The sequence below is a fragment of the Paracoccus sp. S4493 genome (assembly GCF_000967735.1).
GTDB lineage: Bacteria > Pseudomonadota > Alphaproteobacteria > Rhodobacterales > Rhodobacteraceae > Paracoccus > Paracoccus marcusii.
Genome location: NZ_JXYF01000001.1, coordinates 35,241 through 59,776, shown reverse-complemented (window position 1 = coordinate 59,776; position 24,536 = coordinate 35,241). Strand labels below are relative to the sequence as shown.

Below are 24,536 nucleotides of genomic sequence, written 5' to 3'. Positions count from 1 at the left end.
ATCTTATAGCCAGAATTAAATCTGTCATGATTTATGTAAGAGTTTATCTGTACTTCTGATTGCGCGATCGATCGTCCGGCCAGCCATGAGGTTTGTGACCCCACGTGTCCGACGCCCGCGCACGAACCTCCTCCAAGGCGGCCTCCATCGAATCCGAGAACCCGTTTTTTGACGGCATAGTGATGACCGACCATGCCCACTGATCACGGCCGAGGCCGCTGCTCTGCTGGTCGTCCAGCATAACGCGGCCGACGACCAAGCCATCCCGGAGGACGACCCAATCATTGGCATCGGCCTCGAAGGTGATCTTACGTGTCCAGTGCGCGCTCATTCCGGTTCTCTTGATCGAAGAACCCGGCTGCCGAACTGGAGGAAGAGCCTATCACGCGGCGAGTAGTCAGCCATTGCGTCCCACGCCGCCAGCATGGCGCTGAGGTGCCCGGCCGCCAGGGAGTACCGATCGCCCTGCCACTCCTCACACCAGATGATGTAGAGGGCCCGGTTCTCCGGGAAAATCGGCTCGTGGATACGGTGGCGGGGCATGGCTGTCTCCTTCCGGTCGAGTAGAACGAAAGGAGAACTTCGCGCAAGCCTTTCTAGTTCAGCGCGGCGGCTGCGCGACCACCCCCGGCACCTTGTTCAGGGCGGTGGTAAGGGCATCGGCCTCCGTCAGAGCCTCCCGGCCCTGTATTCTGTTCCAGACGGCACGCGTCTTACCGAACTTGCGTTCGATGAACGCCCACAGCAGCGCGACCAGCGTGATGATCGCGTAGACAGTCTCGGCCGCCAGATCCACCGGGAAGGGCAGCGGGAAGCCGAATGCCAGCGCGACCTGCGCGACCGTTGCGATAACCAGTGCAATGAAGCTCCGGTTCATGAAGGCGTTCGACCAGCGGCGATCCGGCCCGGCCAGTGCATTCGCCTGATCGACCAGTGCATTGAGGTCGCGGAAGGCCTTGAAGAGCAGCAGAGGGTTCATGGTCATTTCACTCCGAAATAGGCCAGCGCGGCAGCAGCCAGCGCAGCCAGGATGTAGATGGCGCCCTTGGCAGGGCCGGTGGCGGCGGGGGAAGCCGGAGAGGGCAGGGGCGCCGGCGGGACGCTGTCGATGACGGGCGGCCGGGCGTTGGCCGCGGCCCACCAGCTGCGCACGTCGAAGCCGGGGCACTGGGTGGCGCCCAGATCACAGTGGCCGACGACCTGAGCACCGGGGTGCTTGGCCAGCAGCTCGCGAACCAGCTTCACCGTCGTGGCCTTCTGCGCCTCGGTGCGGTTGTCGACGCCGACGTTCGGGCCGGTTGCCCGCTCGATGCCCCCGATGGAGCAGATACCCAGGCTGCCGGTGTTGTGGCCTGAGACGTGCGCACCGACGACAGCGTCCTGGCGGCCCTTCTCGACGGCGCCGCTGCGCCGGATCACGTAGTGGTAGCCGACGTCATTGAACCCGCGCGCGAGGTGCATCTTGCGGATGTCGGCCACGCCGTAATCCTGGTCGGGATAGGTCGCACTGTAGTGGAGCACGATGAGCTTGATGGGGAAGTGTGGCATGACTGCCTCCTCGTGGGCATGGACATGAAAAAGCCCCGCACGGTGGCGGGGCGGGTTGGATTCATGCAGCGAGTGGTTATGGTCGCCGCATCCGCTTTGGTTGTTTGTCGTTCCTCGGCGGTCAGGCGGCACCGGTTGGCATTTGTCGAGAGCGGGCTAAAAATAGGTGCCGCCGGTACAGGGCAAATTTTTGGCCCCTCCGGTTAGGCGGTACCGGATAGTGGGCTATCCGGTACCGCCGTACCCTCATGGACATGGATGAAAGAAAGCCAGTCGATCAAGGCGTGTGGGATTGGCTTCCAGCAATAAGCCACTAGGGTGCGCTCAGCCGCACGTGGGCTTATTCGTTGCCGGTCGGTTAGGTGGCCCTGGACCGTGAGGGTATGGGGTCACCGACAATGTTACCGCCAGGGCAGCAGCCGGATCTTGGTCGGGTGCAGCCAGGCCTTCCAGATCGGCCAGTGATGCCTTTCCTCTTGTGGGATCAGCATCTGCCGACACTTCAGCGCGCAGAAGAACGACGCCATCTTCATCAGCCCAAAGACGATGTTTGCATAGCGTCCGACATGATCTGAGAGCCAGGCGGCCGCATCGGGCGCCCATAGCCTCAGAAGAGGCATGAACACGTCCCAGTAGGCCCCACGCAGGATGATGGCCCCGGCTAGGATCATGAAACCGGTGGCGAACCACCAGGTTGCGGACCGCAGCTCGCGGAAGCTGGCGCGGAACGCCCAGATCACGGCGAAATAGCCGAACGCGTTGATGACGGCGATCAGCCCGATTGTCAGTGCCATGTCTGCGTGTCCTTTTCCAGCTGCTCCACGAGGCGTTCGATTGCCCGCACCCGTGCCTTGATGGCCCGCTTCTCCGGTGCCGATTCATTCATGTGCTCGCGCATGATCGTGTCGGCCTTCTCGGCCCTGCGCCCGTGGCCGGTCAGCTGTCGAATGAGCCGCCCCATCATCGCCGATCCTCCAGAAGCCGAACCGCCCGGCCCATGATTTCGGTGTTCGCCGCCGTGGTCTTGTTCGTGTCGGTGATCAGGTCGCGGCTTTCCTTCACCATCGCCTGCGCCATCTCCAGCATCTTGTCCTGCAGCTCGCCGTTGCGCTTGTACTGGATCCAGTTGGCCCAGCCCTGGACGACGATCACGACGCCGGCGAGGCCGCCGCCCACCTCCCGGACGAGTGTCATCAGCTCATTCATGGTATGGGCCCGGCCGTGCGACGGCGGGTGGTGTCATCAGCCATCGCGGCCTCCTTAAGGTAGGATGGGTATCATGCCCGGCATCCGGGCAAAAAAAAGCCCGCTCACGGCAGGCTAATTAATCGCAGTTAAAAAATATATTCTGGTATAGCCTGCCTTGAAGCATAAGCCGATACGCGCCATAGCCGATTAATTAAGTTTAAGGCCCAAGTCATAAGTAAGGAATGTTAGCGGCTGACTTTGTATAAATGTTTTTCTCAAAACTGTAGATTGCCTTATCTGAACGGCTGCGTTGCTAACATATATCGTCGCTCCAACTGCTGCTGCTGCAAAGTGGTTTCCAGTTGCAGCGGGAAGCGCCGCAGCAAGGGCTGCTGTCAATGCTGGCTGTACGTTAAATATCGCTGAAATGGCTAAATTTGAAACTTCTATACTATATTTTTTGCATGAGTTTATGTGATCCTCTAGTGCGATCTCCATACGATCATTAAACTCTGTCCCTCCGCTGCTAGCAGCGGCCATGGCGTCCATAGCAAATTTTTCAAGTCTCAAAAGTCGATTTTTGGCGGCCTTATCCTTCCTGATTTCAATTACTTGATGCCACGAAAGGGCGCTTTCGTCGATTAGCGGAAGATTGCTAAGGTTTATTCTTACATCCAATCTTGAGGGTGCGACCGCAGTGTCAACAATAGAATCTTGTTCAGCATTCGCTAATAGGAACGTGTAGCTTGGAAGCCGCAACTTCCGCATAAGAGAAGAAACGCTATCTAGTGCAAGAACGTTTTCACCGTAGGTAAGCTCGTTCTTTTGTAATTCATCGCTGGTAAAATATGGCTGTATCTGAAGGTAATATTCCATATCAGAATGACCATTTACGAAAAGAAGTTGATTGTGATCATCAACAAGCCTAGCTCTACTTTGTATGTCAAACAACGAGGAATAGATAAGCTCGATTGTATCGTCGACGGCATCCCAACCTGGATGATTGTCTCCATAAACTAGCTCAGAAACAATTTCGCGATTTTCCCTCATCCCATCTAAAAAGGCTCGGTGTAAGTCCAACGAATAGTCTGTTCCTCGATATCCTTGAGCTATCGGGTTGTGGACAAATTTTGTAAATTCGCGACTTCCAAAAGGGATAACCCTATCAAAAAATAAGGCTGCAACTTTTGGTTTTACCAATGCAATGCAGGCTAACGTTCTTTTTGACATGCGGGCGCCTGGCGAATGATCTGATAACGTGCTGCTAGCATGTCCTTATTGATATCCGTAGTCCTTATTATTCGATAGCCATCATTCACCTGGCGGTCATATCGCCCACCGTAGCAGGCGGGCGCGTTCAGCATCGGACACGGCGCGCGACCATATTCCAAAATTGCCCCCGTATCCGGCCAAGCTTCCGGCCGCCCCGGCATTGCCACCGCCGGCGGAGAACGTGGGCACCTCGATCGGGGCCTGCAGCGCAACAGATCTGCTTTCGCCGGTGGTCAGGTGCAGCGACAGGGTGGGGCCGGGCGTGCCGGGCGTCAGAACCGCCACCGCCCCCACGACCCCCGACCAGTCAGCTGGCAGCGGAACGTCAAGGTTCGTTGTCGCATCCCGCACTTGCAGGCGCAGATAACGGGATCCGTTGGTGTAGCGATAGGCAAGGCGCAGGATGCCGCCGGTTGCTGACGATCCCCACAGGTATTGGTTATCGACGCCCAGGCTTTCGGGGTGGATGCGGGCGTGCGCCGCGATCGTCAGCGCGGAACGCTGGCCGATTGCGGCGCCGGTCAGATCCAGCTGCGTGGTACCAGCCAGCGCGGCCGAGGAAAACCGCAGCAGACCATTTTCAGGGATCGGCCGGCGGGCGGCATTGCTCTGGCCCAGGATCCGGCCATTGCGACGGCCGATCCATTCGGAAATGCGACCATCTACCAGCGTCAGGCCCGCGCGCGGGATCCAGACATCGATCGGATCGGTCATTGCCACAACCTGATCATCCAGCGACAGGATGCGCCCGAAATGCTTGCCGGCCTGCGCCGCGAAATCGAATTGCAGTTTCATGGTCAACCCTTTCAGAACATCATCTTGAAGCTTGGGGTCCAGCGATAGAGCTGCTGGCCTGGCAGCAGCTTTGACGGCCAGACATCAGACGTGCGCAGCAGCCCCCGAAATGCCGACCAGCGGTTGTTCGCAAAGATCGATGCGTCTTGGGCCTGCATGGCATAGCGGACGCCCGTGGGGGGCGCACTGCAGGTCAGCGCAACCTGCCTGCCTCTCACCTGGATCTCGGTGATCGTGGCGCCCTCGACCTGGAACCCCAGGTAATCATCGATCCCCTGCCCGCCATACCGGGACGGATCGTGCCGATCGAGATATTCGCCTGGCCGTAGGGTTTCGTATTCGAGGATAAGGGTTGATCCCATCAGCCTTGGACGGGGGCGATTGATCGTCCAGCGTTTCCCGGCTTCCGTTTCAACCGCGGCGCGGGCCGTGACCTCGCCCGCCTGAACCGTTCCGAACGCATCCTGATGCACGTTGTTATCAAAGATCGGATATGCGTAATCCGGTGTGGTCAGGACGCCGCCGCCCGCCTCGCAGAACTGCAGCTGTTCATCTGTGACATGCCAGGGATCGCCAGCCACGTTGGACGTGTTCGCATTGCCGCCGGTTTGCTGGATCAGCAAGGTGCCGGGACCGCGCGCACCGACAGCTTTCAGCAGGTTGTGGAAATCGTCGTTATACTGCCAAAGCAGATTGAGATACCGGTTCGGCGCATATGATTTAGCCGATGGCCCATGCACCCACTGGTGCCACGGGACAAACAGCGACTTAGTTTCCGCTGCAGCTCGCGCCACCATGCTCTCATACCAGAACCGCATGTTGTTCCAGGCAACGCCGGCCTTATCCAGAATTGCCTCGATCATAATGCCGCTGATGCCGTGGCATTGGGTGACGACAGGAACCATCCGCAAATCGTGGTCATGGCGATATTCATTCATGGCCACAGCCATGGGCCAAACCGCCGTCGATGTCGTTGCACCAGGCACGGCCGCCCCGATCCCCGTAGGCGGAACCGCCTCGTTGTAACCTTGGGATCTAGGCATATCGACTGTCGTGATGGGCACGACTCTATCCGTATCCCCGCGCTGCATCCCTTCCAGCATCAGCGCCGCACCTTGCCGGGCGCGTGAAATCAGATCTGCGCGCGATACGCCGGAATTCTCATACTCACCGCCCACAAGCAGCGACTGCCCGTGGCCACTCACAGCGTGCAGTGCGGTTGTTGACAACAGACCACCCGTGCCGCCGCCGCCGATGTAGGGCGCGCCGCGCTCCCAGAACGTGCGCGCCATATGAGCATCGATGCCGCCATCCTCGCCCGGCCGCCAGACCATGATCGCATTGCCGGCGGCATCGGTTGCCAGGGCGCGTTCGGTTTCTCCGGTGACGGTTTCGATCGCCCCGGTGGCGGCGGTTTCAACAGCCTGCAGGCGCGCCAGGATGGGGGCCAGGGTGGTGGCCAGCGTGGCCGCGACATCGGCCTGCGTGATCCCGCCGGCCATCATCCGCCACACGTTCACCGCAGGATCGCGTTCCAGGAACACGCGGCGGCCCGCGACGATCGCACCGGCCGTGATCTGCTGATCATTTTCGGTTCGGATCTGAATCGCATTGAAGGTTGCGGCGCCGGTATTGGCGGCCAGCGGAATGAATGAAATCCGCTGGCCGGCCAGTGCGGCCGTGCCGTTCCCGTAGGGCAGCAGGCCGGTGATCGCGTTCGCGGTGCCGGCGATGTTGGACGCCTGCGGAAAGGCGGCCGTGGCGATCGATCCCGCAACATTGGCGATCAGTGTTCGGATCGCGCTGGTGTTTTCCGCCAGCATCCACCAGGTGCCGTTCGCATCGCGCTGGTGGATGGCGGGATCCACCGTCGCCGGCGCATTGATGCGGCGCCAGGTCTGCACCCCGCTGTTCGTTCCCACGCTGATCTGGTCGGTCCCGGCCGGCGGCCGCAGCGGCGCGAAATCGGTTGTGGTGGTGGGCCAGATCCGCGCCGATGTATCGATGCGCAGAACAGCCCCCCACCGATCGCCGGCCGCCTCGGGGAACAGCGGATCATCGGCGAACACGGTGCGGGCGCGGATAACCAGCACGGCGCCCTCGATCGTGACCACCGCCGAAACAAGCGGATCCAGCCGGCCGGCGCCGATCTGCGTCACCGCATCGGCGCGGCTGGTATAGACGCGCGCGCTACGGGTGTTGTTTCCGTCGATCGCCCTGATCAGGTCATTGATCAGATCCCGCATGGGCCCTTTGTCCACGCGGGTGTTGTCCGAAATCACCGCGTTGACGGCTCGGGTCAGGGTCAAGGCCATGGGGAATTCCTCTAGTATGTGCCGATATTCACCGGGGTGGAATGAACCCCGGATCCGTTGCTGGATCGCAGGAAATAGGTCTGCGGGCTGGCCGTCAGCATAACCGAACCTTGCACGGTTGATGCCTGGTCATACAACCACCGGACGAAGGTGGCATTTGCAAAATTATTGTTGGGCCCGCGCCAAATTCCGGTTTGCCGATAGTTGGCCCCCAGATCGGGCGCGAAACTGAACACAAGCCGGTTGCCCTCGATCCCGGCCTGGATCAGCTCGGGCGGGGCCGGGGGCGTCTGATCGGCGATCACCTGGATCCCCGTGATCTGCGTCCAAGGGCTTGCCCTGGTGATGTCGGCCTGCCTTTCCCACAGCAGCGATGTCAGGCCGGGAAAGAACCGGCGGGCCCGCACATCATACAGCCGGCCATCGGCCAGATCGGGGGTGCGCCAATAGCCTGTTTCCTGATTGAACTCGGCCCGCGACCAGGGGCCGTTCGGGGATCTGCGGAACTGCACCCCGAACGCATAGCCGGCGATGGGTTCGACCACCCCCGACAGGAACAGCGTGTTGCCGTCAGAATTCACCGTCACCTGCTCGATGACGGGCGCCGGGATCGGTTGGCGGCCGTTTGCGGATCGGGCCGGCGCGGACGGCTTCACCCCTTCCTCGGGCCGGGTGAAGGGGAACGCGGCGGGATCTTCGCTTTCCAGCTCGACCTTGATCACCCCATCGGACGCGGACAGATCCAGCGACAGGCCGGTGATGCGCATCGGGACCATGTTCAGGCCGCGATCGGGGCGGTGCAGGAAAACCCGTTCCTCGCCGATCAGGCGCAGCCCCCAGAACCGCAGGGACAGCGATGCGGTGATCATCGGGTTTTCGCGGGCGGCCGCGATCTTCGCCAGGTGGCGGGCCTGCCCGTGGTGCTGCACCCAGGGCATCGGCAGCTCTTGCGGCTTGGGTTCACCAAACCGGGCGATCGCGCGGGCGTTCTGCCAGGGATCGGCCGTGGTTTCGGTATAGTCCAGCGACGGCTCGACATACTCGGGCACCAGCGTGGTGACGCGATCGAGGCGCGACTTGCCCGGCCCGTAATCCATACTGACGATCTTGGCCTTGTCGATCACCAGCGTGGGCGCCTCATAGACCCCCATGCGGATGCCGATCTTGCCTTCCTGTGTCAGATACAGGGATGCGGCACCGGCCTGCAGGATCCGATCGGCCACGTCCTTGGCGGGCTCATTCAAGGCATAGCTGCCCCCACCGGCAAAGCGCATCCGCGTGCCGCCGGCCGTGGGCAGATCGAACCGGCTTGCCTCGATCCCCGCAAACCAGCTCGGCAGATCGAATTCCTCAAGAGGGATCAGGCCCGCGCCGGCATCGGACAGATAGTGCAGCGCATGGCGCGCCACGTTGTCGGTGAAGCTCGCATTTCCAGTGGCGGGCTCATAGCAGGGGGCGCCGCGCAGGGTCATGGTGATCTCGGGCGGCCGGGCGCCGGGATAAACGTCGCTGACTTCCTCCGGCGCCACTGAATCGAATTCAGCCAGGACGGTGGCAACCCCGTCCAGGCGGTGCTGGCCGGCGATCCAGCGGGTCGGGAAAGCATCATGCAGATCCGGCCAATGCCCGCCGGCGAACTCGGACCCCATGCCCGTGCGCACGCGCAGCCGCACCTTGTTCCCGTTCCAGGGCGCCGTGGTCACATAGCCCTCGGCGTTCACGTTCACCTTCTTGCCGTCCAGATACCACTGATCGATGCCGGAAATGCCGCCGGTGGATACGGCCAGCAGGACATACGCGCGGCGGGTGCCGGGGATGGAAACGCCGATAACCTCTTGCGTGAAAACCTTGTAATCCGAGAACATCAGCGTTCCGCCCACGCGCACCCGACCGAAATGCTGAACGCGATCGGACGTGCCCGATCGGATGTTGCTCTGCAGATCTCGCGGCCGGGGCCCCTGCTGCTTGGGCCCGAACTTCTTCACAACCGCGCTCACGGCCAGGTTCACGCCAAGGCTGATCACGCTGGTGACGATAGCCGCGCCAACGCCGCCGGCGGCAATGATGCCGCCGACCCATACAAATGCAGCCGGCATTACTTACTCCATGCGATGATCGGGCGCGCCGGGGCTTCCCCCAATCCGCGCAGGGTTCTGAAGGCCCAGGCTTTCCCGGTGCAGATGGCGGCCGTTTCCCGGCCGAGAATTCGGATCACCCCGACATCGCCGGCGATCGGGGCGGGGGTGATCCGCAGGGGCGCCATGCGGGGGCGCAGCAGCTCGGCCAGGCCGCCGGCAATCAGGGCATCCGCGCCGGCCTCCGTGTCATAGGTGCCGCGCAGATCTGCGATCGGATCGTGGCCCCAATGCAGCCGGCACCAGTCAGACATCCAGGCGGTGCAATCGGTGCGGCCCCAGATCCATGGCAGGGCCGCGCCGGCGGTCACGAACGGGTTCAGCCCTGCAGCCATCCGACGAACTCCGCACCGCTGCTTTCGTAAAGGGCGACATACTCGCAGCCGCGATCGCCGGGCGATCGCATCTGCTGATCCCGGTCGGTGTATTTCCCCAACAGGGCCGCATTGCGATCCTTGAAAGGCCCTTCCACGCGGACCTCAAGATAATCCGATGACACGCTGTCACGCCGGCGGATGTCGGCGATCAGGCCGCTATGGATATGCACGGCCGGCCCCACGGCCTCGCCGTCCAGAAAAAGAACCAGGCGCTGCGTCAGGCGGCGATCGCGCCATTCGCTTTCATCCGACAGGATGGCCAGGCCCAGATCCGGCGTCACGCGGCCGAGGCGGTAGCGGGCCGGGTGCGCGTCCATCACGCCCGACGCCTTGATCCCCTCGGCCTGGATCACGTTAAGCGCGGGGATCCACACATGGGTGCCATCAGGCCAGGGCGTTGATCCCTCGATCGCGCGCACCGTCACCGATCGGAAATCGAACTGGAACGTGCGCCGCGCCTCGATCCTGTCGCGGTTCGCTTCCAGGAAAGCGATCTGCTGCGGGGTCCAGCTCATCGATCGAAATCCTCCACAAAGGTGATCGTCACAGGTTCGCCCCAGGACAGCAGATCGCGCGCCCGTTCCCCCTCCCCATCGGTGGCGAACTTGGCATAGACCAGCGGCGGCGTGGTCTGCAGCACGGTCCCCGCCGGGATCGCCTGGCGCAAGGGCGGCTCGATCTTCACCCACCCCCCGGCATTGCGGCGCACGACGCTGTAAAGGAACCCGTTCACGGTAAACAGGTCGCCGACATCGAAGGACGGCCGGCGGGGGTTCACTAGATCCACCGTGATCTGGTTTGCGCCGGCGGCCGCCACGCCGGTGGTGATCATCGGCTGCACCGCGGTGCCGGCCGACCATCCGGTGTCATCCGAAAAGAACGTGTCATCCTGCCAGCGTTCTTGCAGGGGGCTCACGCCCTGGTCGTAGGCATAGGCATCATAAAGCGGGATCACGGCCGTGTTCAGCCGGCCGCGCATTTCCCTAACAAGGGCCTCGAACCGGCGCAGGCGGGCGCGATCGTGATCAAACTGGAATTCTATCTTGAATCGCCAGATCCCGGTGCCGGTGTCGATGATCTGTTCCGAACCGGACAAGCCGACGCCTGCGCCCCGGCTTGTCCAATCGACGTGATAGGTTGTCTTGGTCGTGCGGAATTGCTCGGCCGGCCATTCGATCAGCGCCATTACATGCGATCCCGTTCATACTGATTTAGGTTTGCGACCTCGCCCGGCAGCTCGGCCTGGCTGAACCGGGCCACGCGGGTGTCGGCCGCCATGGTCGCGCGCCGATCGACGAACGCCTGCAGCTGGCCGTCATTGTCCACGCGCACCCGCACATCGACGCCGGCCGGCTTGCTTTCCATCACCTGCCTGGACAGATCGTGCGGGATCACCGTCGCGCCGGTGGGCAGCGTGATCAGCTCGCCCCCCTTTTCGTTGATCTGCACAAGGCCGGGCTGCAGGATCTGGCCGCCGGCCGACAGCGCCGGGATCGCGTTCAAGCCCGCGCCCCGCATGGCACCCGTCAGGGCATCGCCACCGCCCATCAGCTGCAGGCCCACCGTGCCCAGGAACGGTGCGGCCAGGCCGGTCAGGATGCTGGTCAGCTTGCTGCGCGCCAGGTTGGCGGCCATGTCCAGCAGCATCTTTTTGAAATCGTCGCCGGTGCGGATCGTGCCGGCGCTGATCGCATCCAAATAGGGCAGGATGCCGGCCGCAAAGGATTGGCCCACGCGATCGCTGGCCGCCGTCACATAAGGCTGTCCATTGCCAAGGCCGACGCCCAGGCCCTCGGACATATATTCGCCGTATTCGATCATCCTGCGCGATGGGGATTGGATGCCCATCCCGCTGCGGAACCCCTCGCCATAGGCATCCGCATCGGTGACGCCCTGGACGCGGATCCCGGCCGTGCCGCCGGCCAGGCCGGTCTGCATGTCAGCTGTCGGGGGCACGATCACATCTGCACCGGCCGGGGCGGTGGTGCCGCCGCTTGGCGCACCCGCGCCGGTCACGCGGTTCAATCCGCTTTCAACCCACCGGCCGGCGCGATCGGCCAGATCCAGCGCCGCCTTGATCTTCTCGATCGGTGCCCTGATCCGTTCATCTAGCCGCTCAAACGCTGCACCGACGCCATCGAACAGGGTTGTGAAAAACCCATCCAGCCCGTTCCATGCCGTCTTGATCCCATCGGCCGCCTGCGACAGATCCCCGGTCACGATGCCCAGGATGACATCGGCCAGCCCCCGGAACACATCGCCCAGGGAATTGGCCATATCTGTGAACCATGGGCCCACGGTGTCCCAATTCATCACGATGGCCGTGGCTGCCCCCGCGATCGCCAGCGCCGCCAGCGTGAAGGGCGCGCCCAGGGCACCAGCGGCCAGCGCCACAGACTTGACGATCGCCACGAACGGGCCGAGGCCCTGCAGCAGCAGCCCGAACCCGACCAGCAGCGGGCCAAGCGCGGCGGCCACGCCGCCGGCGATGATGCCGATTTTCAGCAGCTCGGGGTTGGTTTCCTTCAAGCGGATGACCAGCGCCGTCGCCTGCTGCGCAAACTGCGTCGCCCATTCCAACAGGCCGCTGTTTCCGATCGCGATCATCAGCGCCTCGATCCCCGATTTGAGTTTCAGCATTTCCCCGTTGAAACCCTTTAACCGGGCGGCCGCCTGTTCCTCGGCCGAGGCTTCCCCGATCGAGGCTTTCAGGCGATCGATCCCGTCCGCGCCCTGTTCCGCCAGGCCGATGGCCGTGCGCAGCGCGTCGGTGCCAAAGATCGTACTAAGGGCATCGTTGCGCGCTTCATCCGAAAGCCCGGCCAGACCGTCCTGCAGCTCTTGCGCGATCTCGGCCATGGACTTCATCGATCCGTCAGCGGTAAAGAATTCCAGGTTAAGATCCGCCATCGCCTTGGCGGCCGGCGCCGATGCCGGGACCAGGCGCTGCAGGAACGTCTTGAAGCTCGTGCCGGCATCCGATCCGCTGGCGAACAGCGATGACGTGCCGGCAATGGCCGCGTTGAAATCCTCGAAGGAAAGGCCCAGGCCGCCGGCCACGCCGCCGGCCTGCGCGATCGCCAGGCGGTAATCGTCAAAGCTGAACTTGGATGCCAAAATCACGCCGGTCATCCCATCGACCAGGCCCGTCAATTCCCCGGCCTGCTTTCCGAACTGCAGCATGACATCGGTGGCCAGATCGCCCGATGACGCCAGATCGGACCCCGACGATGCCGCCAGCAGCATGGACGCCTCCAACGCGCCGCCCAGGATCTGCGATGCGTTCAAGCCGTTCTTGGCCAGGATCTCGATCGCGTCGGCCGCCTGCGATGCCTTGAACTGCGTGGTCTCGCCCATTTTCAGGGCCATGGCTTCCAGCTGCTGCAGCTCTTGCGCCGATGCCCCGCTGGCGGCGCCGACGCGGTTCATGGCCGCCTCGAAATCCCCGGCCGCGCGCAGGGACAGGCCCCCGAACGCCACGACAGGCGCGGTGATGGCAAGCGAAAACCGCTTGCCAACCCGGTCCATGCTGCGCCCGAAATCCTGCGCCATGTTCTGCGATTGGCGCAGGCCATTGGCGAACATGGCGCTGTCCAGGCCCAGGTTGACGCGCAGCGCCCCGATCACCGCATTGACCATTTTACTGCACCTCTGCTTTTGACATGAACCAGGCCCGCACGATCTCTGTCTGGATCTCGGGCGGGATCGGCTTGGATTTGGCCGGCTTCATCGGCTTGAACTTCGGGAATTGCTTGGGCGCGCAAACCGCGAAATGGATCCATGTCGCCTGTTCATAGGCGACCGATCGGCGCGCCTCGATCTCGGCATGGATCCTTGCATCGTGCCCCGTGACGATCAGCCGGATCTCATGGGGCGTCAGGCGCCAGAACTGGTCATAGTCCAGCCCCCGCGCCAGCCAGCCGGTCAGCAGCGCCCCTAGCGGGTCCGCTTCCGGCCTTTTCCGTTTCCCGCCGGCGCGCCCGGTTCCGGTTGCCCGAACGCGGCGCGGATGGCGCGGCCCAACAGATCGCCCGACGTTTTGGTGCCCAGGTCATCCACGATGTCGCAGGCTTCATCGCGCGACACGCCGGTGCCGATCGCCAGCATCTGCGCCACGTCGCCGATCCGCTGTTCCGTTTCCAGCCGCTTCACGATGGCATTGATGCCCATGTCAAAGTGATCTTCGGCCTCGGCCAGCTGCGCGGTGCCGAGGCGCAGGGCATAGCTCTTGCCCTGCGCCTCGAAAGGGATCGTTCCGCGACGTTCGGTCATGCGCCGGTCCCCGCGCTAACGGGCGCGTTCACCGGCGTGCTCTGGATGAATTCGACCGGCCCGGTCACGCGCAGGTTCACGCTCATGGCGATGGCGGCGCCGGGATCCTCGCTTTCCTCGATCGAGGGATTGGGCCAGGCGCGGAACGCGAAACGATCTGGTTCCGTCTGGCCCGGTGCCAGCGGGAACGTGACGCGGTAGAAGGTCGGCTCGTTGTGGTTGCGGTCCAGGATCTGCGCCGCGTATCCCGCGCTGGTGTAGTTGCAGGGAATTGCGATCTCGCCACCATCTTTCAGGCCCTTGATCCATTCGCGGAACCCGCCGGGGCTTTGGTTGTGGGTGGCCTCGACGTAATCCTGGGTGATCCCCGGAATTGCCACGCCCTTGGCCTCGGGGATGGCGGTGAAGCTATCGGTCGCGCCCGTGCGCGACCGTTCGGTGATCATTCCGTGGGCGATGATTGCTTGCGTCATGGGGGCCTCCTTAGCCTCGATAAACGACAGTGAAATCCAGCGATGCGCGGTGGATGGGTTGGTTTTCGTCGCCGTCCGTCAGGTCTTGGCCGGTGACGAACAGAATCCCCTGGAACGGTTCGGATTTGTAACCATCCAGGATCCGTTCGACCGACTGCGCCATGGCCTCGGCGTCCAGGTCGGTCTGTGCGTAGCAGTCAATTTGCACGCGATAGGTGGTCAGGGATCCCCGACCGGCCATCAGCCGATCGGGCACCCGGCTGATCACCTGCAACACGATGTAGTCGCCGGCGATGCCCTGCCCGTGGATGCCCCAGGACACGCCGCCGGGGGTCAGGCTTGCCAGCAGCGGATCGCCGATCAGCAGATTGCGCAGGGCGGTTTTCATTTGATCAGCGTCCCGCGTTTGGTGGCGCGCTTGATCGACTTTTCCACCGCTGTCCAAAGGCTGCTGGACACGTTGGCAAGTATCGATCCCTTGGCCTTGTCCCAGGCCGGCCGCGCAAAAGGCTGCGCGCCGTGCCGACTGTTCCCGAATTCCTGCTGATGCGCAGATGGCACCGCGCCGGCGCCCACGAACATCTCCACCGATGCCCGATCGCTCTTGAACATCTTGCGGTGCAGGCGCGCTTGCCGCTTGGACAGGCGACTGCCAACGCCGATGCTGTTTTTCAGGGTGCGCTGGCCATCGGGATCCTCGGGGGCATTGGCTTCCATATCGGCCGCCATCGGCTCGGCTTCCTTGCGCAGCACCCGGCGCAGGATCCCTTTGCCGGTGGATCGGTTCAGCCGTTCCAGCTGCTTTTCCAGATCGCGCAGCCCCGCTACATGAAACGGCTTGGCCATTGCGGTCTCCTATCTTTGGGCAGGGTTGGGCAGGAACCGCGCGGTGATCTCGTAACCCTCGCGGCAGCCGATCTCCTTGATGCCGGCGATGCCGTATGTGACGCCCTCGCAGGTCAGCCGATCGGTGGCCGTTATGCCGGCGGTGAAGGGCGATGCCGGGATCTCGAAACGATCGGTCATGTCGCGCATCGTGGTGTCGGCGCGGAACTTTTCGCCATCGCTGATCGGCTTCTTGGATGCCGGCACCGGCAGACCGATCGGCTCGAAATCCCCCCGGCGCTGGCCTCGGCCGTCATCGATCAGGGGCGCGCGCAGGAACTGCACCAGACGATCGCGCTTGCCGCTGTTCATAGCCATGTCAGCGGATCCCCGGTGCGCAGATCTCCGGCGGGCACCGGCGGGCGGGAATAGACGCGCAGGCCGGCCAGCAGGGCGCGCACCCCCGGCGGCGGCACCGCGTCATCGCTGGACACACCGTCGCCGCCATGGGTCACTGACGTGGCGGCGCCCCGGTTGGTGTAAAACCGATCGGTCATCATCAGCACCGCCACGCGCACGGCGGCGGGGGCCACGATCTGTTCGGGGTCATAGCCGGGCGCCCCGATCGCGGGCAGCTCGGCCTCTGTCGCGTAAACGGGCCGCCCGATCCAGTTGATGATCTGCTGTTCCGCCGCCTCGGCATAAGCCGCGATCAGCGCATCCTCATGCGTGCTGTTCGGATCGGTGCGCAGATGACCTTTCAGCTCGGGCAGCCCGACGATCATTTGCCGCCCTTCCTCTTGGCGGCGCCGGTGTCGCCGGCGGGGGCGGCTTCTTCGGCCTGGTCGGCCGCGTCGGTGTCGGTGGCGTCGCCATCCTCGGCCGCCGGCGGCACCGCGTGCAGCGCCGCCTCGCGGGCATCCAGATCCTTGGCGGCATCCGCCATCGACTGTTCGCGATCGGCCAGCTCGGCCGCGTGGCCGTCCAGCTCGGCCTGGCGCGCGTCCAGCTCTGCCTGGCGCGCATCCATGGCGGTGCGCTGCGTCTCGATCTCGGCGGTCGCACGTTCGGCATCCTCCCTGATCAGCGTCTGGATCTCGGCCGGCGACAGCTCGATCTGATAGGCCGCCAGGCGGCGGGCATCCTCGGGGGTGATCGCCCCGCGCGCGATCATATCCTGCACGCGATCGAGGCCGGCCGGGGGCTCGGCGATCGCGGCAAAGCCGGGGGCGGCACCCTTCACCTGTTTGGCCAGTGCGTCGGCCTGGCGCTTCTGCGCGGCCTCGATGTCGGCCGGGGTGGCGTCCACGAACCGCTTGGTGGCTTTCAGCTGCTTGGCCTGCGCATCGTCCACGTCGATGATCCCATTGGCCGCCACGCGACCATAGGATCCCGATGCAGCGCGCAGCGATTTGAGCTTGGGCATCTGCTTGTCCTTCATGTTTCGGGGATTGGCGGGGCGGCAGGGGCGGCCGAGGCCGCGCCTGCCTCTCGCGATCAGCCGGCGGCGGCGCCGGTGTAGTAGGTCAGCGCCAGGGGGCGCTTGACGGCCAGGGCCGCCCGCTTTTCGCCGCGAACCGTCAGCATGTTCTTATCGAAATTGTCGCGGTTCTCCGACGACAGCAGGATCTCGATGTCCTGGCGCTGGTAGTAGGTCGCGGCCAGCTTGAACGCGCCCGTCAGGAAATCACCCTCGGGCATGTTCTCGGTATCGACCACCTTGCGGCCCCACAGGCGGGGGGTCGCGGTTTCGGCGAACGGGTTGCCGAAGATGTAACGGCCGGTGCTGTCCTTCAGCATTTCAGCCGCCGCCCAATCCCAGATGTTCAGGACATGGGCATCCACGACATAGCCGGCCGCCTGGACCTGCAGCATGGCAAGGCGCAGGCGATCCAGGATCGTTGCGCCGGCGATCTCGCGGGCCTGCTGCGCGTAGGGGGTCGCGTTGGCGATCAGGCCCAGGGGGTTTTCGCCCACGCCGTCACCGGCCAGGATCCCGGCATCCTCGGCTTTGTCCACCTCGTAACGCAGGGTGGTGTCGATGTCCGTCCGCAGCGCCGGCACATCGTCCAGCATGTGCTTGTGGATCTCCATCCGCCCGGCGATCGTCCCGACCTCGGCCGTCGCGGCTTCCCACGCCTTGTCGATCAGGGGTTTCACCGTCACGCCGTCATCGGGGACATAGCCGGCCGCACCCGTCCGCGAAATCTCGCGGAAATACTTGATCAGCGCGGCATCGGTTTCGCCGACCGTGATCAGATCTTTCACCATCAGCTTGCGGTCGGGCTCGGATACGATCTCCCCATCCCGGCGCTCGGGGCGCAGCGCACCGCCGGATCCCGGCAGCGACGTGATCGCGTTGAAGAACCCCAGGGACAGATTGCCATGGACGCCCGACTTGTGGGCGGCGGCGATCGTCTCGCCGGCCATTTCCTCGACCAGCTGGCCCAGGGATTTGGCGCCACCGGCACCACCACGCCGGCCGCTGCTGGCGAACTGCTGTTCCAGATCACGCGCGCCGGCGCGGATCTCCTCGATCGCGGTCTGCAGCTCACCTTGTTGGGCCAGTGCCTGATCGACCGCGGCCTTGGTTTCGTCGGTCAGGCCGCCAAGGCGCCTGTTCTCGGCCAGGACGTTCTGCACGCTCTTGTTCAGCGATGCGGTGGTTTTCTCGAAAGTCTCCTGCAGCTCGCCGATCGACTTTTCCATATCAAAGGCCATGTTCATTCTCCATTTGGGCCAAAGTTTTCTTGGCCGACCCCATCAGGGCGGCCATCGCATCGACAGCGCGCGGCATGTCGTCATCAGCAGCGCCCGGCGTGCTGGTCATCCCCTTGATCATCTGGCGGCGTTCCGACCGGGGCATCCCGCCCCGCGCCATCGCCGCATCGATCTTGGCAATGTTCTTGACGCGCGGCGCTTCGGCCCGCGCGGTTTCGTTGATCTCGATCGCGTCGGCCGCCAGCAGATCGTCGGCAAAGCCCTGATCGATCGCGGCCCGCCCGGAAATCCAGGTTTCGCGGTCCATCATCTTGCCAATCTCGGCCGCGTCGATCCCGCTGCGCACCGCGTAAAGATCCGCCATCACTTCATCGAAGGCGGCCAGCTGGCCGGCCACGCTGGTCAGATCGTTCCGATCGCCCACCGCAAACACCCAGGTGTTGTGGATCATCAGGAAGCCGGCGCGGGCGATCTCCACCCGATCGCCGGCCATGGCGATGATCGAGGCGGCCGAGGCGGCCAGGCCGACAACCCGCACCGTCACGTCGCCCTTGTGGCCGCGCAACAGGTTGTAGATGGCCAGCCCCTCGAACACGTCGCCGCCGGGGCTGTTGATGTTGACCACCACCGCCCGATCGGGCGCCTGGCGCAGCAGCGCGCCCACGCGGCGCGCCGTCACGCCGTAGCCGTCCCAGCTCTCGCCGATCACGTCCATGACATCGACCACCAGGGGCAGATCGTCGGCGCCGGCATCGGCCAGGGCGCGGGCGTGCAGCTCGGGCTGCCACTTGTCCAGCGCCTTGGGCGGGGCGCAATCCGCGCGCACCTGGTCGGGCCGCACACCGAAATGCGCGACAGGCATATGGTTCTTGGCCATGTCAGATCCTTTCGTTCAGGCTGTCGATCGGCGCCATGGCGGTCTGGATCATCAGATCGTCAGCACCCCCGCCCCGGCGTTCCATGTTCAGTTTGTCGCGGGCCTCGTCGCGCGACATGATGCCGTTGGCGGTCATCTGGCGCAGGAAATCGGCCTTGGCCTTGCTGTCCATCTGCAGCATCGCCTCGCGGTTGAACTCGGCATAGATCGTGCGCTGGTCGCGCCGGCGGATCAGGGATTTGCGGATCCGCTGTTCCAGCTTTTTCAGGACCGGATTGATCCCCAGCTGCATCCAGGACAGGAAAATCTGTTCCACGCCGGTGCCCCACATCGTCTGGCCCTCGGCCGAGTGCCCGATGACGATCGGTGGCACCCCGAACCACCGGCACACTTCCTCGATCGAGAACCGGCGCGTTTCCAGCATCTGCGCATCGTCGGGGTTCAGCGACAGCTGCGAAAACTCCATCCCGGCCTCAAGGACCATGATCTTGCCGGCCCGGCTCGATCCCGAATAATCCGCGACCAGCTGCTGCAGCTGCGGGCGCTGCTTTTCGCTGATTGAGCTGTTGGTTTTCAGGACGCCGGATGCCTGCATACCCGATCCGAACATCCCGCTGCTGGCCTCGTCGGCCGCCATCGCGGCGCCCAAGGATTGCGTGCCCCACCGGATCGGCGACATGCCCTCGTCGCCGCCGAAACCCCACCCCCGCAAGTGCAGCATGTCGGTCTGTTTCACCGGGCGCGGCCGGCGTGCCCCCGGATCCGTGACCAGATAGATCAGCTCGTTTGTGTTGACCTGGCGCACCGGCCGGCAATGCGTCGATGGGATCGGTAGCAAGGCGGCCGGGCGATCGCCGATCCAGGCAATTTCCGCGTATCCATTCCCGGTGGCCAGCATCCAGGAAAACATGCCTTCCCAGAACTCCACCGGCGTCTGATCCGCGTTGGGCGACAGGCTGATCAGATCATCCAGATCCCCGCCGATCTTCTGGCGGCCGGCCGGGGTCTTTTGGAAAACATCGATCGGCAGCGATGCCATCGCCTGCGCGGCCCGCGCGATGCACGCCCAGACTGCGGAAATGGTCAGGGCGCTGGAAAGGTTCACCGCCTTCCCACTTGCGTTGGCAGCGACGTGATAGCCCAGATCGCCGCCCTGCATGGTCAGGCGATCGGCTTTCGTCAGCGCGGCCGCCATGGGGCGGCCGAACTGATCAATGATGGCCGTTGGCTTTTGCATCAGATCACCATGATGGGATCGGCCAGGAACTCATCGATCGAGGCCGGGGGTTCAGGATTGCCAAACATCAGCATGGCGGCGTTAAAGGTGGCCATCAGGGTGTCGATCTTTGCGGATCCGGCGGTTTGCTTCGTCACGATCCAGTTGCTCCCTTTCAATTCGGCCTTTGCGTTGCCCACGTTCCAAGCCATCAGCTCGGTCCCGCCATGGGTCATGCGGGCCTGTTTCAGCCGGCGCGGCAGCGATTGAACGGCGGCCTGCAGCTTCCAGCCCTGGCCGATGCTGATCCATCGATCGTCGCCGAATCCCTCGGCCTCCAATTCATCCAGCAGCTCATTGATGCCGGCCGCATCCAGGCCGATCGCCGGGCTCGCGTTAGGCAGCAGCTGCGCATCCTCCAGCTCGCGGATCACCGCGACGGCGCCGGCCACATCGTCGCCGACCTGTTCGCACAGGGTCAGCTGGCCCAGATCCTTGAATTCCTCCAGCCGGGCCGCGATGTCCTGGCGCTGATCGAACACGTCCTGGAACGCCCAGGCATGGGCCCAATGCAGCCATTGCCGGGTTCCCCTTTCCCGGCCGATCACCGCCAGCCCGAACAGGTCATCCAAGCCGCCGCCGTCGATCCCCACCACCGCGACCTCGCAGCGCCGGATCAGCTCGGCCAGGGTCAGTTTGCGATCGCCGCACCGCAGCCAGTAATCGGCACCGGGCCAGCGGTTGCTGTGCAGCCCTAGCCCGATCTCGATATTCAGGTGCTGCGATGCCCACCGGATCAGCTCGGCCTTGCCCTTGCCCTCGGCCGTTTGGAAATCGGCGATCAGGCGCGGCAGCTTGATCGATCGGCCCAGGTTCGGCAGCACCATCGGCCACAGCTTCGGATCCTTCCAAGGCTGCTTTTCGTCGCGCTGGACGGCCTCGGGGAACTCATACAGCACTGGCAGCATCCGCACGCCGGCGGTGATCGCGCCATCCCGCACCCCGCGCGCATACTGCAATTCAGACTTGAACACGCCGGTGGGCGCGATCTCCGACTGCGTGGTGATGATGATCAGCAGGCTTTCATCATTGGTGATCATGCCGCCCCGGATCTGGCCGATCACGCGCGCGGCGTGGTTCATCTCCGCCATCAGGTGCAGCTCGTCGATGATCGCAAAGGCGGGGATGCCGCCCGTGACCACCTTGGGATCGAAACTCTTGATCTGCAGGGTGGCGTTCATCCGCACCCCTGTTTCCTCGTCCTGGTGCAGATCCGTGATCGTCTTGTTATGGTCGCTGACCTTGAACCGGCGGCGCAGGTAAGGATCAGCCTCGATCATCCCGGCCGCCTGCGCAAAGCACTTGGCCGCCACCGCCTGCGTGGGCCCGATAATGATCCCGTCGATGTTCGGGGTCTGGTTCATCAGCAGGGCGATGATGCCCAGGGCGGCCGCGTTGGTGGTCTTGCTGTTCTTCTTCGGGATCAGGTTGAAGATCTCGCCCACGAACCGCTTGCCGGTTTCGGGATCGATCGAACCGAACGCGGCCCGCACCAGGTCACGCATCCATTCCCCGCCCACCTCGGCCATGGTGGGCTGGCCCCTGATGTCGGGCACCCGCAGCAGGTTGAACAGATCCACCGCCGCCTCGGCCATGATCGGATCAAGCGGCAGGGTCGCGATCGGTGTTTCACCGCGTGCCAGCTTGTCCGCCCAATCGGGGCAGGCAAAGGACAGCCCATCATCCAGCGGCATCAGTGGGCGCCGCGGTTCTTCATGCGATCGAAGATGTCACCGAAATTGTCGGGCACATTCTGCGCGTCCAGCCGGGCCTGCTCTTTCTTGCCCAGGGGCGCGGCCGGCGCGTCATCGTCGCCATCATCATCCTGATCTGCAGGGCGCGCACCGCGCCGGGGCGCAGCCGGCGCGGCGTCCTGGATCCGTTCGCGCAGCTGGCGGATCGAGGGGGTGTGACCCTCGCGCACCCTGCGCATCAGCACGTCCAGCATCACGCCATCGACAAAAGTTGCGCCCATTTCCAGCTCACGGGAAAAATGCTTGCGCAGGGTCTTTTCATCGATCCCCATATCCTCGGCGATCCGCTTCTGCGCCCACCCGGCGGCAATGCGAACCATAACAAAGTCCTGATTTTCCTTTGTTTTCGAGAATGACGGCCGCCCCCGCCGATCCCGCAGCGGCGTCAGCGGCTGGCCGAACAGATCAACATCGCCCCCGGCTGCAGGATTTTCGACTTTCATGGGAAAAAAAATCTCCGACTGAGGGGGACGCGGGTCCGGGCCGGGACGGCCCCCCGACTTTCGACCCACCCCCCCGCCCTCGCTCCAGCTTGGCATGGTGCCCGAGGTCGGGCCCGATCATTCCTCGGCTCACCATTGCTGGAATGCCGACCTAAACCGGAACGGTCAAAACGCTGTCACGTTAGCCCTTAGAGGCGACAGGAGGACTGCAGATGCGTCGGGTAGACTTCACCTTGGACGGCTCCGGCCCATATGCTGGGATGATGTGCTTTGGGCAAATTGGCAAAGGCGAGATCGAGTTCATCAACATCCTGCTGCCACGCGATCCGATGACCGCCTTCCAAACCGTCCGTGTCATGGTGGAGGGAGACGAGACCTTTGACGCTCCCATACGGGAACTTGTGCTCATTGACGATGGTGACGAGCCAAGCGCAGATCATTCCTCCGGCTACATCACATTCGAAACGGTGTGAGCTTAGTCCAGCAGTGACGCACGCTCCTCGCGCTGCTTGTCCCTACTATGGCAGGTGGCGCACATGCACTGAACATTGGCTCGATCAAAGAACAGATCGCGGTCACCACGATGGGCGCGGATGTGGTCGCCGACCAGCTGGGCACTCTCGAAGATCCGCTTGCACCGAACGCATGTGAAGCGGGCAGCGACCAGCACATCCCATCGGATGGCCTGCCATTCTGCTGTCTTATACCACTTGCGCCAGGTATCGATCCGATCGCGCGACCGGACAGGCGCAGCGCCGCCGTTCCCTCGCGGCTTTAGCTGCTGGCCGCGCTGTGCGAGCTGCTTCATGCGCACCATGGCTGATCCTTGTTAAGTGGGGCCTCAGAACATTGCGCATGCGGTACTGGCCTCATAAGCCACCCCCGCATTCATCAAGTGCACATGGAGATATTTGCCATGCACAGAACTACTCTTAGGATTGCCGATATGGCTCTAGCCGATGCGGAGGTTATGCGGATCGAGACACGTTACCTGATCCATGCGAAGACGGTGCCGCTCCCTGATGGTCACCTGCCAAGGGCCACCACTTGCGACTTCGAGTACTGTGGACGTTCGATCCCAGGTATCATCGTAAAGACGACAATCGAGCGTTCTGATTGGAGCGGTGATCCGTCATTGCATGACATAAGGCTCGAAGTCATCGCCGACCCGGCACGCTAGAACGACGAACGCCCGCGAGGGGATGATCCCTGCGGGCGCACGTCTAGATAATAGTGATTCGTGTCACACAGAGTGAGGTAAGCGGTCAAGAACTTTTTCGGCCCCGGTAACCGATCATGCGGTCCAGCGCCGCACTCAGAGCCGCTGATAGCGCCTTTTGGTTGCCACTGTAGGTCGACCAGTTGTAAAACGTCAAAACGGTCTTAATCGACTTCCCCTTGAGGCAGACCGCATCGACCAGCACCATGTCGGATATCTGCCGTGCCGTCGGCCCGCCGCGGTCCGAGGGGCGCACCCGCCGCACCGCCATCGCCAAGCCAGTACCGATCCGGCGGCGTATGCGATCCACCTCGGCCGAGACCTCCAACCGCCGGTCCATCCAGTCTCGCCCGTCCGGGCTGCCCGCGCTGGCCTGCAGGCTGGACAGCTTGGTGCCGTCGGCCGACAGTAGCTGCACCAGGTCGTGGTAGCGCCGGCCGATCGAGATCTGGCCATGGGTTAGGGGCGCAGGCTGCTTGCGGCGCGCGGCTGCGGCTAGCATGGCGTCGAAGGCATCTGCCCGGCGGATGGCCTGGCGACCGCCGTAACCCCGATGGACGGCCTCGACGTCATCGGTGCCCACCGGAAGCAGCTCGATGTTCTGAACCAGCACGAAGCCGCCACGGGCCGGGGCAGGGGCGATGTCAGGGCCGCAGGCCTCAGGAATAGCCCCAGCATCCTTCACGGCCCTCAGGCGCAACGCAGCGGCACGTTCGGCCTCCTGGGCCTTCAGTCTGGCGGACAGGCCTGCGGGAAGGTGGTTTTGATCCTCGGCAAGCTTTGCGATCAACATTTTGCGTCCCTTCTCGGTCATTTGTCTATCCGTTGTTCTTTGTCTTTAGGGATTGGGCCTGATGGGCTTAGTGGGAATTGAAGAGGGCTTGAGATTAGAGGGTATTTGATAGGGCCTGATCCAATGAAATCATGGGCTTGAGTGGTGAATTTGGGCCTGACGGGCTTGATGGGCTTGAAAGTTCGCCCCATGCACAGGGCAGACTTTCCCCCCGACCCCGTTTGGAAGACGCGCGCACGTGGGCGAGATTTTC

30 protein-coding genes are annotated in these 24,536 nt (G+C 63.5%); 1 reads left to right on the top strand and 29 read right to left on the bottom strand.

Translation table 11 applies throughout. The features are described 5' to 3' along the window. Positions 1–43: 43 nt before the first annotated feature. From TW83_RS00340 to TW83_RS00215, 27 genes are all read right to left on the bottom strand, one after another. Entirely contained in the window at positions 44–331 is a 288-nt protein-coding gene (locus tag TW83_RS00340; RefSeq protein WP_045980772.1) for a hypothetical protein, read from the bottom strand. Next, positions 328–543 carry a hypothetical protein gene (locus tag TW83_RS00335; RefSeq protein WP_045980771.1) on the bottom strand — a complete coding sequence of 72 codons (216 nt, stop codon included), beginning with the start codon at positions 541–543 and terminating at the stop codon, positions 328–330. Before TW83_RS00335 ends, TW83_RS00340 begins: the two co-directional genes overlap by 4 nt. Before the next feature lie 58 nt (positions 544–601). Continuing rightward, positions 602–979: a hypothetical protein gene (locus tag TW83_RS00330; protein WP_045980770.1), complete on the bottom strand. Its 378-nt coding sequence runs from the start codon at positions 977–979 to the stop codon at positions 602–604. 2 nt (positions 980–981) lie between these two features. Further along, the gene (locus TW83_RS00325; RefSeq protein ID WP_052714511.1) at positions 982–1,548 is read right to left on the bottom strand and encodes an N-acetylmuramoyl-L-alanine amidase; all 567 of its coding nucleotides are present in this window, start codon (positions 1,546–1,548) and stop codon (positions 982–984) included. Positions 1,549–1,949: 401 nt separating this feature from the next. Continuing rightward, a complete protein-coding gene (locus TW83_RS00320; protein ID WP_045980769.1) occupies positions 1,950–2,342 on the bottom strand; it encodes a hypothetical protein in 393 nt (130 codons plus the stop codon). Beyond that, positions 2,333–2,512 (bottom strand): hypothetical protein, encoded by a 180-nt coding sequence (locus TW83_RS00315; RefSeq protein WP_045980768.1) that lies wholly within the window; start codon positions 2,510–2,512, stop codon positions 2,333–2,335. Before TW83_RS00315 ends, TW83_RS00320 begins: the two co-directional genes overlap by 10 nt. Then, entirely contained in the window at positions 2,509–2,742 is a 234-nt protein-coding gene (locus tag TW83_RS00310; RefSeq protein WP_127898437.1) for a hypothetical protein, read from the bottom strand. The genes TW83_RS00315 and TW83_RS00310 overlap by 4 nt, the downstream gene beginning before the upstream one ends. Before the next feature lie 201 nt (positions 2,743–2,943). Continuing rightward, positions 2,944–3,966 (bottom strand): hypothetical protein, encoded by a 1,023-nt coding sequence (locus TW83_RS20350; RefSeq protein ID WP_157001271.1) that lies wholly within the window; start codon positions 3,964–3,966, stop codon positions 2,944–2,946. Positions 3,967–4,062: 96 nt separating this feature from the next. Continuing rightward, entirely contained in the window at positions 4,063–4,803 is a 741-nt protein-coding gene (locus tag TW83_RS00305) for a hypothetical protein (RefSeq protein WP_045980766.1), read from the bottom strand. An 11-nt stretch (positions 4,804–4,814) separates the two neighbouring features. After that, positions 4,815–7,118, bottom strand: coding sequence for a hypothetical protein (locus TW83_RS00300; RefSeq protein WP_045980765.1), 2,304 nt, complete (start codon positions 7,116–7,118; stop codon positions 4,815–4,817). Between the two features lie 11 nt (positions 7,119–7,129). Continuing rightward, on the bottom strand, positions 7,130–9,214 hold the full coding sequence (locus TW83_RS00295) for a hypothetical protein (protein ID WP_045980764.1): 2,085 nt from the start codon (positions 9,212–9,214) through the stop codon (positions 7,130–7,132). After that, positions 9,214–9,564 carry a hypothetical protein gene (locus TW83_RS19190; RefSeq protein ID WP_157001269.1) on the bottom strand — a complete coding sequence of 117 codons (351 nt, stop codon included), beginning with the start codon at positions 9,562–9,564 and terminating at the stop codon, positions 9,214–9,216. The genes TW83_RS00295 and TW83_RS19190 overlap by 1 nt, the downstream gene beginning before the upstream one ends. Before the next feature lie 8 nt (positions 9,565–9,572). After that, positions 9,573–10,145 (bottom strand): hypothetical protein, encoded by a 573-nt coding sequence (locus TW83_RS00285; protein ID WP_045980763.1) that lies wholly within the window; start codon positions 10,143–10,145, stop codon positions 9,573–9,575. Further along, positions 10,142–10,816: a hypothetical protein gene (locus TW83_RS00280; protein ID WP_045980762.1), complete on the bottom strand. Its 675-nt coding sequence runs from the start codon at positions 10,814–10,816 to the stop codon at positions 10,142–10,144. The genes TW83_RS00285 and TW83_RS00280 overlap by 4 nt, the downstream gene beginning before the upstream one ends. Then, positions 10,816–13,269: a phage tail tape measure protein gene (locus tag TW83_RS19185; protein WP_052714507.1), complete on the bottom strand. Its 2,454-nt coding sequence runs from the start codon at positions 13,267–13,269 to the stop codon at positions 10,816–10,818. The genes TW83_RS00280 and TW83_RS19185 overlap by 1 nt, the downstream gene beginning before the upstream one ends. 297 nt (positions 13,270–13,566) lie before the next feature. Next, on the bottom strand, positions 13,567–13,902 hold the full coding sequence (locus TW83_RS00270) for a GTA-gp10 family protein (RefSeq protein WP_045980761.1): 336 nt from the start codon (positions 13,900–13,902) through the stop codon (positions 13,567–13,569). Continuing rightward, complete coding sequence (locus TW83_RS00265) at positions 13,899–14,375, bottom strand: phage tail tube protein (RefSeq protein WP_045980760.1); 477 nt, start codon at positions 14,373–14,375, stop codon at positions 13,899–13,901. Before TW83_RS00265 ends, TW83_RS00270 begins: the two co-directional genes overlap by 4 nt. 10 nt (positions 14,376–14,385) lie before the next feature. Further along, positions 14,386–14,763 carry a DUF3168 domain-containing protein gene (locus TW83_RS19180; RefSeq protein WP_052714505.1) on the bottom strand — a complete coding sequence of 126 codons (378 nt, stop codon included), beginning with the start codon at positions 14,761–14,763 and terminating at the stop codon, positions 14,386–14,388. Beyond that, positions 14,760–15,221 (bottom strand): HK97-gp10 family putative phage morphogenesis protein, encoded by a 462-nt coding sequence (locus tag TW83_RS00255; protein WP_045980759.1) that lies wholly within the window; start codon positions 15,219–15,221, stop codon positions 14,760–14,762. The genes TW83_RS19180 and TW83_RS00255 overlap by 4 nt, the downstream gene beginning before the upstream one ends. Before the next feature lie 9 nt (positions 15,222–15,230). Next, positions 15,231–15,578, bottom strand: a complete 348-nt coding sequence (locus TW83_RS00250) for a head-tail adaptor protein (protein ID WP_052714503.1) — start codon at positions 15,576–15,578, stop codon at positions 15,231–15,233. Beyond that, positions 15,569–15,985, bottom strand: coding sequence for a head-tail connector protein (locus TW83_RS19175; protein ID WP_052714501.1), 417 nt, complete (start codon positions 15,983–15,985; stop codon positions 15,569–15,571). The genes TW83_RS00250 and TW83_RS19175 overlap by 10 nt, the downstream gene beginning before the upstream one ends. After that, complete coding sequence (locus TW83_RS00240) at positions 15,982–16,626, bottom strand: hypothetical protein (RefSeq protein ID WP_045980757.1); 645 nt, start codon at positions 16,624–16,626, stop codon at positions 15,982–15,984. Before TW83_RS00240 ends, TW83_RS19175 begins: the two co-directional genes overlap by 4 nt. Positions 16,627–16,697: 71 nt before the next feature. Continuing rightward, positions 16,698–17,921: a phage major capsid protein gene (locus TW83_RS00235; RefSeq protein WP_162198016.1), complete on the bottom strand. Its 1,224-nt coding sequence runs from the start codon at positions 17,919–17,921 to the stop codon at positions 16,698–16,700. Continuing rightward, positions 17,911–18,798: a head maturation protease, ClpP-related gene (locus TW83_RS00230; protein WP_045980756.1), complete on the bottom strand. Its 888-nt coding sequence runs from the start codon at positions 18,796–18,798 to the stop codon at positions 17,911–17,913. Before TW83_RS00230 ends, TW83_RS00235 begins: the two co-directional genes overlap by 11 nt. 1 nt (position 18,799) lies before the next feature. Beyond that, positions 18,800–20,035 carry a phage portal protein gene (locus TW83_RS00225; RefSeq protein WP_052714496.1) on the bottom strand — a complete coding sequence of 412 codons (1,236 nt, stop codon included), beginning with the start codon at positions 20,033–20,035 and terminating at the stop codon, positions 18,800–18,802. Further along, on the bottom strand, positions 20,035–21,768 hold the full coding sequence (locus TW83_RS00220; protein ID WP_045980755.1) for a terminase large subunit: 1,734 nt from the start codon (positions 21,766–21,768) through the stop codon (positions 20,035–20,037). The genes TW83_RS00225 and TW83_RS00220 overlap by 1 nt, the downstream gene beginning before the upstream one ends. Beyond that, a complete protein-coding gene (locus TW83_RS00215; RefSeq protein ID WP_045980754.1) occupies positions 21,768–22,271 on the bottom strand; it encodes a hypothetical protein in 504 nt (167 codons plus the stop codon). Before TW83_RS00215 ends, TW83_RS00220 begins: the two co-directional genes overlap by 1 nt. A gap of 212 nt (positions 22,272–22,483) precedes the next feature. On the opposite strand from TW83_RS00215, the gene TW83_RS00210 reads away from it, so the two are divergent. Next, the gene (locus TW83_RS00210; RefSeq protein WP_045980753.1) at positions 22,484–22,744 is read left to right on the top strand and encodes a hypothetical protein; all 261 of its coding nucleotides are present in this window, start codon (positions 22,484–22,486) and stop codon (positions 22,742–22,744) included. Positions 22,745–22,746: 2 nt separating this feature from the next. Here TW83_RS00210 and TW83_RS00205 read toward each other — a convergent pair whose 3' ends face one another. Further along, the gene (locus TW83_RS00205; RefSeq protein WP_045980752.1) at positions 22,747–23,088 is read right to left on the bottom strand and encodes an HNH endonuclease; all 342 of its coding nucleotides are present in this window, start codon (positions 23,086–23,088) and stop codon (positions 22,747–22,749) included. Between the two features lie 448 nt (positions 23,089–23,536). Then, entirely contained in the window at positions 23,537–24,304 is a 768-nt protein-coding gene (locus TW83_RS00195; protein WP_052714493.1) for a hypothetical protein, read from the bottom strand. Between the last annotated feature and the right edge of the window lie 232 nt (positions 24,305–24,536).

Excerpts from the sequence above, each read along its gene's own strand:
- TW83_RS00340 (WP_045980772.1), bottom strand. The coding sequence starts at position 331 with ATGAGCGCGCACTGGACACGTAAGATCACCTTCGAGGCCGATGCCAAT.
- TW83_RS00335 (WP_045980771.1), bottom strand. The coding sequence starts at position 543 with ATGCCCCGCCACCGTATCCACGAGCCGATTTTCCCGGAGAACCGGGCC.
- TW83_RS00330 (WP_045980770.1), bottom strand. The coding sequence starts at position 979 with ATGAACCCTCTGCTGCTCTTCAAGGCCTTCCGCGACCTCAATGCACTG.
- TW83_RS00325 (WP_052714511.1), bottom strand. The coding sequence starts at position 1,548 with ATGCCACACTTCCCCATCAAGCTCATCGTGCTCCACTACAGTGCGACC.
- TW83_RS00320 (WP_045980769.1), bottom strand. The coding sequence starts at position 2,342 with ATGGCACTGACAATCGGGCTGATCGCCGTCATCAACGCGTTCGGCTAT.
- TW83_RS00315 (WP_045980768.1), bottom strand. The coding sequence starts at position 2,512 with ATGATGGGGCGGCTCATTCGACAGCTGACCGGCCACGGGCGCAGGGCC.
- TW83_RS00310 (WP_127898437.1), bottom strand. The coding sequence starts at position 2,742 with ATGACACTCGTCCGGGAGGTGGGCGGCGGCCTCGCCGGCGTCGTGATC.
- TW83_RS20350 (WP_157001271.1), bottom strand. The coding sequence starts at position 3,966 with ATGTCAAAAAGAACGTTAGCCTGCATTGCATTGGTAAAACCAAAAGTT.
- TW83_RS00305 (WP_045980766.1), bottom strand. The coding sequence starts at position 4,803 with ATGAAACTGCAATTCGATTTCGCGGCGCAGGCCGGCAAGCATTTCGGG.
- TW83_RS00300 (WP_045980765.1), bottom strand. The coding sequence starts at position 7,118 with ATGGCCTTGACCCTGACCCGAGCCGTCAACGCGGTGATTTCGGACAAC.
- TW83_RS00295 (WP_045980764.1), bottom strand. The coding sequence starts at position 9,214 with ATGCCGGCTGCATTTGTATGGGTCGGCGGCATCATTGCCGCCGGCGGC.
- TW83_RS00285 (WP_045980763.1), bottom strand. The coding sequence starts at position 10,145 with ATGAGCTGGACCCCGCAGCAGATCGCTTTCCTGGAAGCGAACCGCGAC.
- TW83_RS00280 (WP_045980762.1), bottom strand. The coding sequence starts at position 10,816 with ATGGCGCTGATCGAATGGCCGGCCGAGCAATTCCGCACGACCAAGACA.
- TW83_RS19185 (WP_052714507.1), bottom strand. The coding sequence starts at position 13,269 with ATGGTCAATGCGGTGATCGGGGCGCTGCGCGTCAACCTGGGCCTGGAC.
- TW83_RS00270 (WP_045980761.1), bottom strand. The coding sequence starts at position 13,902 with ATGACCGAACGTCGCGGAACGATCCCTTTCGAGGCGCAGGGCAAGAGC.
- TW83_RS00265 (WP_045980760.1), bottom strand. The coding sequence starts at position 14,375 with ATGACGCAAGCAATCATCGCCCACGGAATGATCACCGAACGGTCGCGC.
- TW83_RS19180 (WP_052714505.1), bottom strand. The coding sequence starts at position 14,763 with ATGAAAACCGCCCTGCGCAATCTGCTGATCGGCGATCCGCTGCTGGCA.
- TW83_RS00255 (WP_045980759.1), bottom strand. The coding sequence starts at position 15,221 with ATGGCCAAGCCGTTTCATGTAGCGGGGCTGCGCGATCTGGAAAAGCAG.
- TW83_RS00250 (WP_052714503.1), bottom strand. The coding sequence starts at position 15,578 with ATGGCTATGAACAGCGGCAAGCGCGATCGTCTGGTGCAGTTCCTGCGC.
- TW83_RS19175 (WP_052714501.1), bottom strand. The coding sequence starts at position 15,985 with ATGATCGTCGGGCTGCCCGAGCTGAAAGGTCATCTGCGCACCGATCCG.
- TW83_RS00240 (WP_045980757.1), bottom strand. The coding sequence starts at position 16,626 with ATGCCCAAGCTCAAATCGCTGCGCGCTGCATCGGGATCCTATGGTCGC.
- TW83_RS00235 (WP_162198016.1), bottom strand. The coding sequence starts at position 17,921 with ATGGCCTTTGATATGGAAAAGTCGATCGGCGAGCTGCAGGAGACTTTC.
- TW83_RS00230 (WP_045980756.1), bottom strand. The coding sequence starts at position 18,798 with ATGGCCAAGAACCATATGCCTGTCGCGCATTTCGGTGTGCGGCCCGAC.
- TW83_RS00225 (WP_052714496.1), bottom strand. The coding sequence starts at position 20,035 with ATGCAAAAGCCAACGGCCATCATTGATCAGTTCGGCCGCCCCATGGCG.
- TW83_RS00220 (WP_045980755.1), bottom strand. The coding sequence starts at position 21,768 with ATGCCGCTGGATGATGGGCTGTCCTTTGCCTGCCCCGATTGGGCGGAC.
- TW83_RS00215 (WP_045980754.1), bottom strand. The coding sequence starts at position 22,271 with ATGAAAGTCGAAAATCCTGCAGCCGGGGGCGATGTTGATCTGTTCGGC.
- TW83_RS00210 (WP_045980753.1), top strand. The coding sequence starts at position 22,484 with ATGCGTCGGGTAGACTTCACCTTGGACGGCTCCGGCCCATATGCTGGG.
- TW83_RS00205 (WP_045980752.1), bottom strand. The coding sequence starts at position 23,088 with ATGGTGCGCATGAAGCAGCTCGCACAGCGCGGCCAGCAGCTAAAGCCG.
- TW83_RS00195 (WP_052714493.1), bottom strand. The coding sequence starts at position 24,304 with ATGACCGAGAAGGGACGCAAAATGTTGATCGCAAAGCTTGCCGAGGAT.